14 protein-coding genes are annotated in these 15,107 nt (G+C 70.8%); 9 read left to right on the top strand and 5 right to left on the bottom strand.

The features are described from left to right. Positions 1 to 154: 154 nt before the first annotated feature. A complete protein-coding gene (locus ABD207_RS08610) occupies positions 155 to 1,720 on the top strand; it encodes an FAD-binding oxidoreductase (protein WP_344011338.1) in 1,566 nt (521 codons plus the stop codon). Between the two features lie 30 nt (positions 1,721 to 1,750). Here the strand turns inward: ABD207_RS08610 and ABD207_RS08605 are convergent, their stop codons facing one another. Then, positions 1,751 to 2,467, bottom strand: a complete 717-nt coding sequence (locus ABD207_RS08605; RefSeq protein ID WP_344011336.1) for a phosphatase PAP2 family protein — start codon at positions 2,465 to 2,467, stop codon at positions 1,751 to 1,753. 224 nt (positions 2,468 to 2,691) lie between these two features. Beyond that, positions 2,692 to 3,702 carry an NlpC/P60 family protein gene (locus tag ABD207_RS08600; RefSeq protein ID WP_344011334.1) on the bottom strand — a complete coding sequence of 337 codons (1,011 nt, stop codon included), beginning with the start codon at positions 3,700 to 3,702 and terminating at the stop codon, positions 2,692 to 2,694. Between the two features lie 129 nt (positions 3,703 to 3,831). On the opposite strand from ABD207_RS08600, the gene ABD207_RS08595 reads away from it, so the two are divergent. Continuing rightward, complete coding sequence (locus tag ABD207_RS08595) at positions 3,832 to 4,263, top strand: hypothetical protein (protein ID WP_344011332.1); 432 nt, start codon at positions 3,832 to 3,834, stop codon at positions 4,261 to 4,263. A gap of 172 nt (positions 4,264 to 4,435) precedes the next feature. Here the strand turns inward: ABD207_RS08595 and ABD207_RS08590 are convergent, their stop codons facing one another. Then, entirely contained in the window at positions 4,436 to 5,194 is a 759-nt protein-coding gene (locus ABD207_RS08590; RefSeq protein ID WP_344011330.1) for a PIG-L deacetylase family protein, read from the bottom strand. A gap of 24 nt (positions 5,195 to 5,218) precedes the next feature. After that, positions 5,219 to 6,124, bottom strand: a complete 906-nt coding sequence (locus ABD207_RS08585) for an oxidoreductase (protein ID WP_344011328.1) — start codon at positions 6,122 to 6,124, stop codon at positions 5,219 to 5,221. 97 nt (positions 6,125 to 6,221) lie between these two features. On the opposite strand from ABD207_RS08585, the gene ABD207_RS08580 reads away from it, so the two are divergent. The 7 genes from ABD207_RS08580 to ABD207_RS08550 all read left to right on the top strand — a co-directional run bounded on the left by ABD207_RS08580 (position 6,222) and on the right by ABD207_RS08550 (position 14,370). After that, positions 6,222 to 6,815 (top strand): TetR/AcrR family transcriptional regulator, encoded by a 594-nt coding sequence (locus ABD207_RS08580; RefSeq protein ID WP_344011326.1) that lies wholly within the window; start codon positions 6,222 to 6,224, stop codon positions 6,813 to 6,815. A 335-nt stretch (positions 6,816 to 7,150) separates the two neighbouring features. Continuing rightward, positions 7,151 to 7,459 carry a hypothetical protein gene (locus ABD207_RS08575; protein WP_344003917.1) on the top strand — a complete coding sequence of 103 codons (309 nt, stop codon included), beginning with the start codon at positions 7,151 to 7,153 and terminating at the stop codon, positions 7,457 to 7,459. Between the two features lie 201 nt (positions 7,460 to 7,660). Beyond that, positions 7,661 to 8,470, top strand: coding sequence for a DUF8175 domain-containg protein (locus tag ABD207_RS08570; RefSeq protein ID WP_344011324.1), 810 nt, complete (start codon positions 7,661 to 7,663; stop codon positions 8,468 to 8,470). Continuing rightward, a complete protein-coding gene (locus ABD207_RS08565) occupies positions 8,460 to 9,779 on the top strand; it encodes a hypothetical protein (protein WP_344011322.1) in 1,320 nt (439 codons plus the stop codon). Before ABD207_RS08570 ends, ABD207_RS08565 begins: the two co-directional genes overlap by 11 nt. Beyond that, the gene (locus tag ABD207_RS08560) at positions 9,776 to 11,332 is read left to right on the top strand and encodes an SCO6880 family protein (RefSeq protein ID WP_344011321.1); all 1,557 of its coding nucleotides are present in this window, start codon (positions 9,776 to 9,778) and stop codon (positions 11,330 to 11,332) included. Before ABD207_RS08565 ends, ABD207_RS08560 begins: the two co-directional genes overlap by 4 nt. Before the next feature lie 13 nt (positions 11,333 to 11,345). Continuing rightward, complete coding sequence (locus ABD207_RS08555; protein WP_344011319.1) at positions 11,346 to 12,755, top strand: ATP-binding protein; 1,410 nt, start codon at positions 11,346 to 11,348, stop codon at positions 12,753 to 12,755. Between the two features lie 22 nt (positions 12,756 to 12,777). Continuing rightward, positions 12,778 to 14,370, top strand: coding sequence for a TraM recognition domain-containing protein (locus tag ABD207_RS08550; RefSeq protein WP_344011317.1), 1,593 nt, complete (start codon positions 12,778 to 12,780; stop codon positions 14,368 to 14,370). A gap of 25 nt (positions 14,371 to 14,395) precedes the next feature. On the opposite strand, the gene ABD207_RS08545 is transcribed toward ABD207_RS08550, so the two are convergent. Continuing rightward, on the bottom strand, positions 14,396 to 14,962 hold the full coding sequence (locus ABD207_RS08545) for a GNAT family N-acetyltransferase (RefSeq protein WP_344011316.1): 567 nt from the start codon (positions 14,960 to 14,962) through the stop codon (positions 14,396 to 14,398). Between the last annotated feature and the right edge of the window lie 145 nt (positions 14,963 to 15,107).

Genomic DNA, 15,107 nt, shown 5'->3' with positions numbered 1-15,107 from the left:
GGGGGTCCCCCGCGAGCGAAGCCGAGCGTCGGGGGGAGGCACCCCGCTGGCGCCGGGTTGCGCAACTCCCCCCGCCCAGCCCCGGTCCACCCGCACCATGGAACCCCCGCACCCCCAACTCCGTCCCTCCCCAGGAGACACCGGGAGGCGTTACATGGAACGGCGGACCTTCATCGCAGCCGGCACGGCAACCCTGCTGACCGCCTGCACAGGCAGCGGCAAAGGCAACGGCAGCACAAGCACAGCCGGCTCAACCGCCACCGCGCAGACGACCACCCGAAACCAAACCGCCACCCCCAGACGAACCCCCCGCCCCGCCGACTGGACCGCCCTCGCCCGAGACCTCGACGGCCCCCTCATCCGCCCCGGCGACGCCACCTGGCCAACAGCCCACCGCCTCTACAACACCCGCTTCGACCCCCTCAAACCCTCCGCCGTCGCCTACGTCAGGCACCCCGACGACATCCGCACCGCCCTCACCTTCGCCCGCCGCCACACCACCCCCCTCACCATCCGCAACGGCGGCCACTCCTACACCGGCGCCTCCTCCGCCGACAACGCCCTGATCATCGACGTCTCCGAACTCAGCACCATCCGCACCACGCCCACCACCGCCACCATCGGCGCCGGCGCCAAGCTGATCGACGTCTACCGCACCCTCGCCGCCAAGGGCACCACCATCCCCGCCGGCTCCTGCCCCACCGTCGGCATCTCCGGTCTCACCCTCGGCGGCGGGCACGGCGTGACCTCCCGCGCCTACGGCCTGACCTGCGACAACCTCACCGCCGCCACCCTCGTCACCGCCGACGGCAAGCAGCTCACCGCCACCCCCACCGACCACCAGGACCTCTTCTGGGCCCTCCGCGGCGCCGGCACCGGCACCTTCGGCGTCGTCACCGAGCTGCACTTCAGGACCCACCCGGCCCCCGAGAGCGTCACCGCCCACCTCACCTGGCCCTGGCAGCAGGCCCCCGCCGTCCTCGACGCCTGGCAGCACTGGGCCCTCGCCCAGCCCGACGAGATCTGGTCCTCGCTCCACCTCGGCGCCGCCCCCGGCCGCACCCCCACCGTCTCCCTCACGGCCTTCTCCCTCGGCAGCCACACCGGCCTGCAGAACGCCGTGGACCGCCTGGCCGACCGCATCGGCACCCCCGCCACCACCGCCTCGCTGCGCCGCCGCCCCTACCTGGACGCCATGGAGCTGTACGCCGGCTGCTCCTCCCACGCCGAGGACGCCCAGTGCCACCTCCCCGGCACCACCGCCGGCCGCCACCCGAGGGGCGCGCTGCGCCGCGAGACCTACGCCGCCCGCTCCGACTTCTTCGACCGCGCACTCGGCCGGGACGCCATCCGCACCCTTCTCGCCCAGCTCCCCGCCGTCCGGGGCGGCTCGGCCGCGATCCAGCTCACCGCCCTCGGCGGCGCCGTCAACCGGGTCTCCCCCACGGCAACGGCGTTCGTGCACCGCCGCTCCCGCCTGCTGGCCCAGTACCTCGCCTCCTGGAGCGAGAACGCACCCGGCTCCGCCGCCCAGTCATGGCTGGCCTCGGCCCACAAGGCGATGCGCCCCTACGCCTCCGGCGCCGCCTACCAGAACTACGCGGACGCCTCCCTCAAGAACTGGCGCCAGGCGTACTACGGCAGCGCCGTCCCCCGCCTGACACAAGTGAAGAGGCGGTACGACCCGCACCGCCTCTTCACTCACTCCCAGGCCCTGTAGATCCAGGGCGTCGGGCTCACGCAGCCAGGCTCACGCGGCGAGATCCCGCTCCCCGGCGGCCGCACCCGACATCTCGCTCCGGGCCCCCGGCTCCGTACCGTCCCGCCGCGCGGACTCCCGCGCGTCCTTCGCCGCGATCAGCCACCCCAGCCGGGGCGACCGCTCGATCGCCCGCATGACCGGCGTCAGCAGCGCCATGGCCACCGGCGAGAGCAGCAGCGCCACGGCCGTGCCGAGCGCGAGCCCGCCCACCACGTCGGTCGGGTAGTGCACGCCCATGTAGACCCGGCAGAAGCCCTCGAGCAGCGCGATCCCGATGCCGACGACACCGAACTTGCGGTTGGCGAGGAACAGCCCCACTGCCAGCGCCATGGTGATCGTCGCGTGGTCGCTGACGAACGAGTAGTCGGTCTTGCCGGTGACCAGGACCTCGAGCCCCTGATGGTCGTTGAACGGCCGGGGCCGCTCGACGAACCCGCGTATGGGCACGTTCACGAGCACCGCGACCGCCGCGGCGAGCGGCGCCCAGACCAGCGCGGCCACCGACGGTGCCGCGTCCTCACCGCCGCGCCGACGCACGCCCCACCAGCACCACATCACCAGCAGCACCATGGCGAGGAGCAGCCCGTACTCCCCGATGTACTCCATGATCCGGTCGAACCACGGCGGTGCGTCCTTGGCGAGGCCATTGATGTCGTAGAGCAGGTCGACGTCGGGGTTCGACCCGGATTCGGCGAGTCCAGCCATGGTGCTGCGGCCCCTTCGTCCTCTCTTCCGGCGCACCGTGCGTGCGCCGTCACTGCCACCCCCGTGGTGTGTAGAACCTCTCGTCAGATCTCTCGTCTGCGCGGGCTACGCCAACAGGAACGCACGGCCCCTGCGGATACGTTCCACACTCCACTGAATGATCACGCAGACGTTATCGAAGAGAGACTCATCACCGCAGCTCAGGGGGCTGCCTCACGCTCCGCTCACACCGTCGTGGGGAGTGCTTTCGCGCCATCTTCGGTCACCCGGGTGGCGCCGAAGTAGTCGGGGGTGTCGATCGGATCGAACCGGATCACCGCCCCCGGCCGCGGCGCGTCGATCATGTATCCGCCCCCGACATAGACGCCTACGTGCCGGATGGCCCGGGAGTCGGCCGGATCGTCCGAGAAGAACACCAGATCTCCCGGCAGCAGTTCGTCCCGCTTCGGGTGCGGCCCGGCGTTGTACTGGTCGTTGGCGATGCGCGGCAGCTTGATGCCCACGCTCTCGTAGGCGGCCTTGGTCAGCCCCGAGCAGTCGAAGCGTCCGCCCTGCTCAGCCGTGCCGTTGCCGCCCCAGAGGTAGGGCGTGCCCAGCTTCTTCTGCGCGTACGCGATCGCCCCGGCCGCCTGCCGCGAGGGGTCGACCCGCCCCACCGGCGCCGCGAAGCTCTCCTCCAGCGCCCGGATCCGCTTCACATAGTTCTGCGTCTCCTTGTACGGCGGCACGCCCCCGTACTTGATCACCGCGTAGGCCCCCGCGTTGTAGGAGGCCAGCATGTTTTCGGTCAGATTTCCTGGCACGTCCTTCACATAGGACGCGAGGGTGCAGTCGTACTTGGCCGCCGAGGGAATCGCGTCCTCGGGATCCCAGACGTCCCGGTCCCCGTCCCCGTCACCGTCGATGCCGTGCGTGGCCCAGGTCCCCGGGATGAACTGCGCGATGCCCTGTGCGGCGGCCGGGCTCTGCGCCCGGGGATTGAACCCGCTCTCCTGATACAGCTGGGCGGCGAGCAGCGCGGGGTTGATGGCCGGGCACAGCTTTCCCCACTGGTCCACCAGATCCCGGTAGGCCGCCGGCACAGCCCCCTTCGCCAACGCCTTGGCGGCCCCGCCCCCCACCCCGTTGACGAGGTTCCCGGCGACCACATACACGCCGATGACCAGCAGCATCACAAAGGCCAGTCCGGAGCTGACAGCCAGGGACACCACGATCCAGGCCTTACGCACCGTCAACCACCCTCCGCCCACCGGGGTTCCGCCCGCGTCAGTCTAGGAGCTTCCCCCGCCCGGCCGACCGCAACCGGGACCCCCGCGCCGCCGCCCCGGAAGCAGAAACAGCAGAGAAACAGCAGAGGCCATGCGATGAGCATTGATGCAGATTTCACCTTCCACCTGTCCCGGGAGGTGCCCGTAGCGGACCTCCAGCCCGCCGCCGAGGCGGCGGGCTGGAGCTTCGAGGACGACGGGGACCTGGCCTACGCGATCGGTCCCGACCTCTTCGACTGGATCGTCGCGGCACAGCGGACAGGGGACGAGGTCGTGCGCCGGCTGGAGTCCGTACGCGTTCAAGGTGAGTACTGCGCCTTCATCCTGACGCATCGTGAGGGCGGCGCCGGCTGCATCTTCATCGTCGCCGACTCCGGCAGGTCAGTGACCGTCACACCCAACAAGAACATCGTCCCGCGGCGAGGTCTTGAGCGGTTCGCAGACGGCGAGTGGTACCTCGGTCGTCTGCTCCCCGTGTTCTCCGGGCTCCCGCTGGTCGCGTACTCGCACACCCAGGACATGCGCTGACCCCATGCGACAGGGAGGACATCACCGTGACCGTGCGGCCCGACAAGGCGGCGGACCGGAGCGGTGCCGCGGATAGGTGGCCACGGGCCACTTGAGCAGCCGCCGCACCAGGCTGGCGCGCAGGCGAGGACGATGCCCTCGCCGATCCGGCCCAGCAGAGCCCCTGAGCCGCTCAGACCCTCAGCTCCGTCTCGCCGCCTCCGCCGCCGGAGGTGAGGTCCTGGCGTATGTACCACTCCGTTCCGAGCAGCTGTTCGCGGACGTCCGCCGACAGGCCAGCCAGCAGTCCGGGGGCCGCCCCGCGCCGGGCCTCGCTGCGGTGGGCGGAGACCGCCGCCCACTTCCGGGGCAGCCAAGGGCCTACGTCGACGGTGGTGGTGATGCGGTCGTCCGGGACGGTCCACAGGTCGTCGGCCGTCACTCGCAGACCGTCCAGTGCCCGGACCGCCGAGTGCGGGTGTGCGGCCAGGTAGAGCGCGCGGGGCTGCCAGGGGGCGCCGGCCTCCGGGTACAGGCGCTCGAGTCCGGCCGCCTGTGCGGCCAGTACCGTCAGGCGGTGGGTGTGCACATGGTCCTCGTGGCCGGTCACGCCGCCGTATGCGTCGTGGGTGACGACGATCTCGGGGCGGAAGTCGCGGATGTGCCCGACCAGTCGTCCCACCGTCTCGTCCAGCGGCGCGTCGCACAGCCGCGGGCTGCCGGGCGCCGAGTCGGGCACCCGGGCGTCGGCGTAGCCGAGCAGGCGGGGTTTGCCGGAGACGCCCAGGAGGCGCAGCGCCTCGGCGAGTTCGGCGGCCCGGTGGGTGTGCTCGGCCCAGGTGGCGGTCACGACGGCCGTGCGTCCGCCCTCGGCGGCGTTGCGTGCCAGGACACCGCCCGAGAACAGCGACTCGTCGTCGGGGTGGGCGTACACGGCCAGCAGGCTCGGCATCGGATCGGCCACCTCCGTGGGAACTCAGGCCACCTGAGCCTCCAACGGCCAGCGCACCCCCGTCAGTTCCTCGGACACCGACCACAGGCGCCGGGCCAGCACCGGGTCGCTCGCCGCCCGGGAGCGGCTCACCAGGGTGGGGCTGCCCCGCAGCTCGCCCAGGCCGTCGGGGCCGACATAGCTGGCGCCCGGCAGGTCCTGGGTGGCCGCGTACAGCGTCGGCAGGGCACCCGCGCGGTCGGACTGCGCCACGAGCCGGTTGGCGAGCCGCATCCCCAGCCGGAGCACCGGGTTGGCCGCGTGGCTCTGCAGGTTGGTGGCGGAGTAGCCGGGGTGCGCGGCCAGGGACCGGACCTTGGAGCCCGCCTCGGTCAGGCGGCGCTGCAGCTCCAGCGTGAACAGCAGGTTGGCGAGCTTGGACTGGCCGTAGGCGCGGCTCGGGTCGTAGTCCGCGTCCATGTCGAGGTCGTCGAAGCGGATGGTGCCGTAGCCCCAGCGGTGGGCGCCCGAGGAGACGGTGACCACGCGGCCGGTGATGTGCGGCAGCAGCAGGTTCGTCAGGGCGAAGTGCCCGAGATGGTTGGTGCCGAACTGCATCTCGAAGCCGTCCTTGGTCCGCTGCCGCGGAAGCATCATCACGCCCGCGTTGTTGATCAGCAGGTCCAGCGGCCCCTGCCAGCCGGCGGCGAACTCCCGAACGGAGGCCAGATCGGCCAGGTCGAGACGGCGCACCTCGGTACTGCCAGGCACGGTCGCGGCGGCGGCCCGGCCGCGCTCGGGGTCCCGCACCGCGAAGACGACATGCGCACCGGCGCGGGCCAGCGCGTCGGCGGTGGTGAGCCCGATGCCGCTGTTGGCGCCCGTGATCACGGCCGTACGGCCGCTCAGATCGGGCAGCTGGGTCGCGTTCCACTTCTGCGTCTCGGTCATGCCCCGAATGTAGACGTCGCCAACAATGCTGTCAATGACAACATTGATGACGACGCCAACAATATTGACGACGTCAACATCCCGTTACGATGACCCCATGCCCGCAAGCCGCCCCTACCACCACGGAGACCTGCGCTCCACCCTGCTCGCCAGCGCCGAGCGCACCCTGCGGACGAAGGGCATCACCGCACTCTCCCTGCGCGAACTGGCCCGCGAGGCCGGCGTCAGCCACGCCGCCCCCGGCCGCCACTTCAAGGACAAGCAGGCGCTGCTCGACGCCCTGGCCCTGGTCGGCTACGACCGCCTGGAGCAGGCCCTGAACGCCGCCGACGACCCCGAGCTGCCCCTCGAACCCCGACTCACCGCCCTGGCCCGCGCCTACCTCCGCTTCGCCCTCGACCACGCCGAGCTGCTGGAGCTGATGTACGCGCGCAAGCACGACCCCGACGCCCACGAGCAGATGACCGCCGCCGTCGACCGCACGGTCGGCTCACTGGAGCGGGTCGTGGCCGACGCCATGCGCCGGGGCGAGATCATCGAGGACGACCCCGCCCGCCTCACCCTCGTCACGGGCGCCGGCCTGCACGGCCTCGCCTCCCTCGCCGCCGCCGGCATGCTCGCGCCCGAGGAGGCCCTGGAGAGCATCGGGGAACTGGTCCACCACATGCTGTACGGCATCAAGCCCCGCTGAGCAGCGTCACCCTGACGCCCGCTCAGGGCCGGGCACGAGGGATGCGGCTGGAGACGCAAGAGAGATCAACGACAGAACCACGCGACAGGTTCCGCACCGGCCTCGTTGCCCGGTGTAACCTGCCGTGATACACAGAGTGACGATACGACCCCCTTGCACACCGCCCCCGCTCCCCGAGAGGACCCCGCGCGGGACGGTGGCAAGCTATTCGTACGAAACCTGCCAACGGATGACGCCAAGTCGACATACGACAGCGGCAACGTCGGCGACAATGAGGCTTGACCTCTGCACGTCCGCAGAGGATGCGGAACTACCCAACAGGGGCGGTGACTTACATGCTCTTTGCGGCCGATAAGGGAGACATCGACACCATCATCGGCGGGATCGCTCCGGACTGGGGCCCCTTCGGCAGCCTGGGCAACGAGGCGCGGGTCATGATCGAGGTGGTGATGGCCGTCGCCATTCTGCTCTGCCTCGGCATCGCCGTCTGGGGCGCCGCCAAACAGCGCATCGGAGCGACCGCCCTGCGGGACACCTTCAGCGCCGAACAGGGCAAGGGCCTGATCATCGCCGGTCTGACGGGAGTCTTCATCATCGGCTCCCTCGGCACCCTGTTCACCATCGTCTACGGCATGGCCGTGTAGCCCCCGCGGCATCACTCCCGACCGGGCACGCCCGGCACTCCCCATACCCCACCCGCCCGTCGCGCCCACCGGCTGAGGTTGCGTTTCTCTGATGTCGAGTCACCACACCGCGCCCGCGCGGGAACCAGCACGGCTACCGTCGTACGAGGAGTACACGGAGCACGAGGTGTTTCCGCACGACGTCGAGGGGGCGTACGCGGCATGAGTCTCGGTGACGGCGAGTCGGGCCAGACGCGCACTCGCATGCCGGAAGGCGGCGGTGACCTGTACGGGGGTGCGCGCAGAGGCGGGCGCCGGTCGTCCTCGCGCAGCCTCGTGACGGTGGTCGGCGTCGTCGTCCTCCTCATTGCCGCGATCGCCTTCGCGAACCGTGGAGGAGAGGATTCCGGTACGGGCGAGGAGAGCGCGGACTCACCCAAGTCCGCGGCGACGGCGCCGACGGGCGAGAAGCCGGTGAGCACCAAGGCAGCGGGCATCCCCTCGGGCTTCGCCCACACCCGCCAGGGGGCGGAGAGCGCGGCGGCGAATTATGCGGTGGTGCTGGGCTCCGCCGAGATGTTCGACAAGGCGCGCCGCGACGCCATTCTGCGGGCGGTCATCGTCCCTGGCCGGGTCGCGGCCTTCGAGGCGCAGTTGGACAAGGCGTACTCGCCCAAGTTCAACAAGAGCCTGGGCCTGGACGAGAACGGAAGCGCTCCGAAGGGCTTCACGTTCGTCTCCCGCACGACACCTGTCGGCACCAAGGTCACCGCATGGACGGCCGACTCCGCGACGGTCGAGGTCTGGTGCAGCGGCCTCCTGGGCCTGGCGGGAGAGAAGTCCACCAATCCGGTCACCAGCAGCTGGTTCACCATCACGATGCAGCTCGAGTGGACCGACGGCGACTGGAAGATCGTGACCCATTCGCAGAAGGTCGGCCCCGCACCGATTCCCGGTGACGAGCGGGCCGCCGGCGCCGACGAGATGGCGAAGGCCGTCAAGGAGTACGGAGGGTTCACGTATGCCCGCTAGCCGCCGCCTGGTCAAACTGACCGGCCTCGTCGTGGCCGTGCAGACGGCAGCCGTCCTGTTCCCGGCCCGTGCCCTCGCTGCACCGACGCCCACGCCCACCCCCAGCGACGACCCCTGCGACCTGATCCATGGCCCCGCCAAGGACTACTGCGAACAAGGCCAGTCCAACGGCCGCTCCGGCTCCCCCGGCAAAGGCGAGGGCGGGCTCAGTGACCCCAGCACCACCCTCGACCCCCTCGCCTCCCTCGCCAAGGGCTGTGCCGAGGCCGCCTCCTGGACCGTCAAGAAGCTCAGCGCGGCCGTCGAGGCGACCGCCGAGGTCGACTTCACCAACAGCACGTTCCTTCAGCAGTACGCCGTCGTCTTCGCCGCCTCCACCATCCTCACCCTGCTCCTCTGGCTGCTCGCCGTCGCCAAGAGGGCGGTCCGGGGCGTGCCCTTCACCACCGCCCTCTCCGAAGCCATCGGGTTCCTCTGGCTCACGGTGCTGGCCTCCGCCTTCACCCCGCTGATCCTCTACACCGTCGTCTCCGCAACCGACTCCGTCACGGACGTCCTGGCCAAGGCGACGGGCGATCAGACCGACATGTTCTTCGGGACGTTCGCCGCCGCCCTGGAGAAGGGCGACGACATCGGCGGCGGACCGATCATGCTGATCGTCGTCTCCTTCGTGTCGATCATCGCCGCCGGCGTGCTCTGGCTGGAGCTGGTCATCCGCGCCGCCCTGCTCTACGTCGGCGCCCTCCTCGGCACCGTCGTCTACGCGGGCCTGGTCGACAAGAACCTGTGGGGCCACGTCCGCCGCTGGGCCGGCATCATGATCGCCGTCATCCTGGTCAAGCCGGTCATCGTGATCGTCCTCGGCCTGGCCGGCGCGCTCTCCGCGGACGACGGACCGGACGCCTTCTCCGCCGTGGTCTCCGGCCTGGCGATCATCCTGCTCGCCATCTTCGCCTCGGCGATGATCTACCGCTTCGTCCCCGGCTTCGGCGACGAGATCGCCGGCTCCCGCAGCAACCGCATCATGCAGGGCGCCGAGAGCAAGGCCGCGGCCGTCATCAGCTCCCCGGCGACCCTGGTCGCCCAGGGCATCAAGACCCACAGCTCCCGCGCCCACCACAGCGAGCCTCCCCGACCGTCCAACCCCGCCTCCGGCGGCGTGGCCGCGCACAGCTCGCGCACCTCCGACGGCGGCGGAACTGTCCCCTCCGCCGCACCCGCACCCCGCTCGAGCAGCCCGGTCAACACCCCGCACGCCAGCAACACCCGCACCAGCAGTACGAACCGCACGGGAGGTGAAGGGCGTTGACGACCGAGTCCCACCTGTCCCCTCCGGTCACGCCCCGCCGTACGTATCTGATCGGCCGTGCCCGGCCGAACGCGATCATCGGCCGCAACCGCGAGACCGGCGAGATCGCGCTCATCGTCGTGGGCGCGTTCCTCGGCATGATGTGCGGGCTCCTCGTGCCCATCCTGTCCCTGCGGATCGTGCTGCTCGCCGGGCTGCCCATGCTGGCGCTCGCCGCCGTGTACGTGCCGTACAAGCACCGCACGTTCTACAAGTGGTTCGAGATCAACCGCAGCTACAAGCGCACCCTGCGCAACGGCGCCGTCTACCGCTCCGGCGTGATCGAGGCCGGCACCCGGCTCGACGGGCGCGAGGTGGAGGTCGGACCGCCGCCCGGCATCGGGCGCATCACCTGGCTCTCCGCGCCCTTCGGCCCGGACGAGATCGCCGTGCTCCTGCACGCCGACCGCAAGACCGTCACCGCCGCCATCGAGATCGAGGGCCCCGGCGTCGGACTGCGCGACTCCGAGGACCAGGAGGCCCTCGTCGACCGCTTCGGCACCCTGCTCAAGCACGTGGCCAACGGCGACGGCTTCGTCACCCGCCTGCAGATGCTCGCCCGCACCCTGCCCGCCGACCCCGACGCCCACGCCAAGGACGTAGCCCTCCGGGGCGACGACCGGGCACCGGCCTGGCTGCAGGAGTCCTACGACCAGCTGCAGTCCATGGTCTCCACCAGCAGCGAGCAGCACCGCGCGTACCTGGTCGCCTGCATGCACTACAACCGCGAACTGGCCGCCGAGGCCAACGCCGTCGCCCGCGCGATGCGCAGCCAGCACGGCCGGGTCGACCGGGACGCCGGGCTCGCCGTCGTCATGGCCCGCGAGCTGACCGACATCTGCTCCCGGCTGCAGGAGGCCGACATCCGGGTGCGGCAGCCACTCGGCCAGAGCCGGCTGTCCTCGCTGATCCACTCCATGTACGACCCGGACCACCCCATCGACCACATCCAGGCGATGACCAAGCGCAACGCCTGGCCGGCCGAGCTGGACGCCACCGAGCCGACGTACCTCCAGGCCAAGACCCGCGAGTCCGCCACCCGCGCCCCCTGGTGCCACGCCACCGCCTGGGTGAAGGAATGGCCGATGACCCCGGTCGGCGTCAACTTCCTCGCCCCGCTGCTCGTCCACACCCCCGACGTCATCCGAACGGTCGCCGTGACGATGGATCTCGAGCCCACCGAGGTAGCCATCGAACGCATGCTGACCGAGAAGACCAACGACATGGCCGAGCAGTCCCGCGCCGCCAAGCTGAACCGCACGGTCGACCCGCGCGACGTCGCCGCCCACTCCCGCCTCGACCAGCGCGGCGAGGACCTGGCCAGCGGCGCCGCCGGCGTCAACCTCGTCGGCTACATCACCGTCTCCTCCCGCTCGCCCGAGGCCCTCGCCCGCGACAAGCGGACGATAAGAGCCTCGGCCGGAAAGTCGTACCTGAAGCTGGAGTGGTGCGACCGTGAGCACCACCGCGCCTTCGTGAACACACTCCCGTTCGCCACCGGCATTCGAAGGTAGGGGCTGATTCCAGATGCGGGATCCGCTGTCCGTCGTCACCGACGCCTTCACCTCCTTCCTGTTCGGGAAGGTGGAGACGACCAGGCTGCCGGTGCGCACCTCCACCGGCCAGGCACAGGCGGTCTATCTGCCGACCGCCGCCCCCGGCCTCGGCGACTCCGGCGTCATCATCGGCCGCGAGGTCTACTCCGGAAAGGGCTACATCTACGACCCCTTCCAGCTCTACGGCCAGCAACTGCCCGCCCCGCACTGGCTGGTCCTCGGCGAGTCCGGCAACGGCAAGTCGGCGCTGGAGAAGACGTACGTGCTGCGCCAGCTCCGCTTCCGCGACCGGCAGGTCGTCGTCCTGGACGCCCAGGGCGAGGACGGCGTCGGCGAATGGAACCTCATCGCCCAGGAGCTGGGGATAACGCCCATCCGCCTGGACCCGATGGCCGCGCTCGACCACGGCATCCGGCTCAACCCCCTCGACCCGGCGATCACCACCACGGGACAGCTGGCGCTGCTCCGCACGATCATCGAGGTCGCGATGGGCCACGCCCTCGACGAGCGCTCCGGCTTCGCGCTGAAGGTCGCCCACTCCTACGTCAACGAGACCATCACCGACCGCCAGCCGGTCCTCTCCGACATCGTCGACCAGCTCCGCCACCCCGAACCGGAGTCGGCCGAGTCGATGAATGTCGCCATAGACGACGTACGGGCCTGGGGTCTGGACGTCGCGCTGGTCCTGGACCGGCTCGTCGACGGCGACCTGCGCGGCATGTTCGACGGCCCGACCACGGTCGGCATCGACCTGGACGCGCCGCTCATCGTGTTCGACCTGTCCCACATCGACCGCAACTCCATCGCCATGCCCATCCTCATGGCGATCGTCGGCGTGTGGCTGGAGCACACCTGGATCCGCCCCGACCGCAAGAAGCGCATCTTCCTCGTCGAAGAGGCCTGGCACATCATCAACAGCCCGTTCGTGGCCCAGCTGTTCCAGCGCCTGCTGAAGTTCGGCCGCCGGCTCGGCCTGTCCTTCGTCGCCGTCGTCCACCACCTGTCCGACGTGGTGGACGGCGCGGCGGCGAAGGAGGCAGCGGCCATCCTGAAGATGGCGTCCACCCGGACCATCTACGCCCAGAAGGCGGACGAGGCGAGGGCCACCGGCCGGGTCCTGGGTTTGCCCAGGTGGGCGGTGGAAATCATCCCCACGCTGACACCGGGCATCGCGGTGTGGGACGTCAACGGCAATGTCCAGGTGGTCAAACACCTGGTCACCGAGACCGAACGGCCCCTGGTCTTCACCGACCGCGCCATGACCGAGTCCTCCACCGACCTGTCCGACGACGCCCTGCGCGCCGCCGAACGGGAGGCGGAAGAACGCGCAGCGGCCTTCGTGGAACAGCACGTCGGCGACTCCGAATCGACGGTGGCGTAGGCACAAGGGGGAGGGCGGACACGTGAGACCCGAGGACCACCGCGGGCGCACCGGCCAGGGCGGCATCCCCGACGGACTGCTGGTCGGCGTCCTCGCCTTGCTCCTCGGCATGACCGTCCTGATCTGGACGGGCACGGGCCTGGCCGCCCTCTTCGCCCACGGCTCCTGGCCGTCCGGCGTCACCTTCTCCCGCACCCCGCACGCCATGCGCCGGCTCATCGCCGAACCCCACGACATCCCCGGAGCCTGGCCGGACACCCCGTCCACCGACCTGCCGGGCTACGGCCTCTTCTGGGGCCTGCTCATCGGCCAGCTGATGGTCCTGTTCGTGCTCACGGTGTTCGTGATGGGCACGGTGGCCCGCTGGAGAGCCGGCCGGGCCCGCCGCCGGGCCGAGCGCGCCGCGGCGGCCAAACGGCAATGCACGCAGCCGGAGACGGCGGCCCCCGCGCCCCAAGCGCCCCCGGTCCACGAGGTCCCCACGCCCAGACCCGTACCCGAGCCGGAGCAGCAGACGGCACCGAAGCAGACATCGGCGCAGGAGACAGCGCCGCTGGAGACGTCACAGCAGGAGACAGCGCCGCTGGAGACGTCACAGCAGGAGACAGCGCCGCTGGAGACGTCACAGCAGGAGACGGTCCCCGCCCTCAACGGCGCCCCCGCACCGGCCGGATGGGACCCCCACCGCGCCGAGAGCTCCGTGCACTACGGCCCACCGGCCACCCGCCACTCCACCGCCACCCAGGCCGTGCAGGACGCCACCGGCCCGGTCCTGGTCGTCACCTCGAACCCGGCCCTCTGGGAGGCCACCAAGGACGCCCGCGCCAAGCTGGGCCCCACCCACCTCTACGACCCGACCCACCTCTGCGACACCCCGTCCCGCCTCCACTGGTCCCCCACCACCGGCTGCGAGGCCAAGGACACGGCCGTGGCGAGAGCGGTCGCCCTCCTCACCCCCGTACGCCCCACCTCCCGGCTGGACCAGGCGGTCAGCGACACCGCCGAGACCCTGCTGCGCAGCTATCTGCACGCCGCAGCCGTCGACGGCCGCACCACCCGCCATGTCCACCGCTGGTCCCAGGGCACCCAGCTCCAGGACGCGGTACGCATCCTGCGCACCAGCCCCAAGGCCGCCGCCGGTTCCGCGGGTGAACTCGAGGCGGCCCTGACCGCGCACCCCGAACGCCGGGACATGGCCCAGCAGCTGATCACCCGCGCCCTGTCCGCGCTCTCCACGGTCAACGTCCGCGAGGCCTGCACTCCCAACCGAAATGATGCCCTCGCCTTGGATTCCTTCATCCATGAAGGGGGCACGCTTTATGTGGTGGGGGAATCCATCGAGTCCCCCCGCACCACCCCGGGCGCTATGCCCCTGCTGACGGCTCTCGCCGCAAGCGTGGTCGAGCACGGCCGGCGCATGGCCGCACGGTCATCCTCCGGTCGGCTCGACCCACCACTCACCCTCGTCCTGGACGACGTGGCGGCCGTCGCACCGCTCCCCCAGCTCCCGGAACTCCTCGCCCACGGCGCCGATCAGGGCATGCCCACCCTCGCCCTGCTCCGCTCCTGCGAACAGGGCCGCGCCCGCTGGCCGCACGACGAACTCCCAGTCTGAGCCCCCAGGGCCCGGCAGGGACGCCTCACCCGCGCTCCAGCACCAGCTCCAGCTCCCGCTTGTCCGACCCCTTCAGCGGCACGGTCAGCCCACTGGGCTCGAACCCGACCCTGCGGTAGAAGCGGTACGCCCGCGTATTGTCCTCGTGCACGAACAGCCGCACCCGCTCCACCCCGTGCGCCCACGACCAGTCCAGCGCCGCGTCGAACAACACCTCGGTCAGCCCGCTCCCGCGCTCCTCGGGCCGCACATACACACCCACCAGGTGGCCCTGCTTGTGCTCCACGACGGCCCCGGTCCAGTCCGTGGTGCCCGGCTCCTCCACCAGCACCGTCACCGAGCCGACCCACCGCGCGTCCGACGCCACGGCGATGAACTGCTGCGCCCCCTCCGAGCCCTCGGCAGTCCGGGCCGTCCGGTCCCGCCAGAAGTCGTCGGCCTGCGCGGCCGCATGCTCGTACGTCTCCAGATAGGCCAGGTGCGCCACCGGATCCCGCAAGGCCGTCAGCCGCAACTCCTTGACCGCACGCCACTCCTCGGCACGCACGGCCCGGATCACACCGTCCCCGAGGGGCTCACCACTACCGGTCATGACCGCCACCGTAGTACCGGGGTACGGCGCCCTCCCACCGGATTACCTGCACGGGACCGGAAACGGGACCAGCAGGCCGGTCCTGAAACGCAGAAAACCCCGCACCCAAAGGTGCGGGGTTTCCCGGAAAAATCGTCCGGCGGCG

It is taken from the genome of Streptomyces thermospinosisporus (genome assembly GCF_039526425.1).
Taxonomy (GTDB): domain Bacteria; phylum Actinomycetota; class Actinomycetes; order Streptomycetales; family Streptomycetaceae; genus Streptomyces; species Streptomyces thermocarboxydovorans.
Note: the sequence above shows the minus strand (reverse complement) of the source record. Positions and strands in the feature narration are given on the sequence as shown.

What these genes read in the sequence shown, in the direction of transcription:
- ABD207_RS08610 (WP_344011338.1), top strand. Translation starts at nt 155, where the DNA reads ATGGAACGGCGGACCTTCATCGCAGCCGGCACGGCAACCCTGCTGACC.
- ABD207_RS08605 (WP_344011336.1), bottom strand. Translation starts at nt 2,467, where the DNA reads ATGGCTGGACTCGCCGAATCCGGGTCGAACCCCGACGTCGACCTGCTC.
- ABD207_RS08595 (WP_344011332.1), top strand. Translation starts at nt 3,832, where the DNA reads ATGAGCATTGATGCAGATTTCACCTTCCACCTGTCCCGGGAGGTGCCC.
- ABD207_RS08590 (WP_344011330.1), bottom strand. Translation starts at nt 5,194, where the DNA reads ATGCCGAGCCTGCTGGCCGTGTACGCCCACCCCGACGACGAGTCGCTG.
- ABD207_RS08585 (WP_344011328.1), bottom strand. Translation starts at nt 6,124, where the DNA reads ATGACCGAGACGCAGAAGTGGAACGCGACCCAGCTGCCCGATCTGAGC.
- ABD207_RS08580 (WP_344011326.1), top strand. Translation starts at nt 6,222, where the DNA reads ATGCCCGCAAGCCGCCCCTACCACCACGGAGACCTGCGCTCCACCCTG.
- ABD207_RS08575 (WP_344003917.1), top strand. Translation starts at nt 7,151, where the DNA reads ATGCTCTTTGCGGCCGATAAGGGAGACATCGACACCATCATCGGCGGG.
- ABD207_RS08570 (WP_344011324.1), top strand. Translation starts at nt 7,661, where the DNA reads ATGAGTCTCGGTGACGGCGAGTCGGGCCAGACGCGCACTCGCATGCCG.
- ABD207_RS08565 (WP_344011322.1), top strand. Translation starts at nt 8,460, where the DNA reads ATGCCCGCTAGCCGCCGCCTGGTCAAACTGACCGGCCTCGTCGTGGCC.
- ABD207_RS08555 (WP_344011319.1), top strand. Translation starts at nt 11,346, where the DNA reads ATGCGGGATCCGCTGTCCGTCGTCACCGACGCCTTCACCTCCTTCCTG.
- ABD207_RS08545 (WP_344011316.1), bottom strand. Translation starts at nt 14,962, where the DNA reads ATGACCGGTAGTGGTGAGCCCCTCGGGGACGGTGTGATCCGGGCCGTG.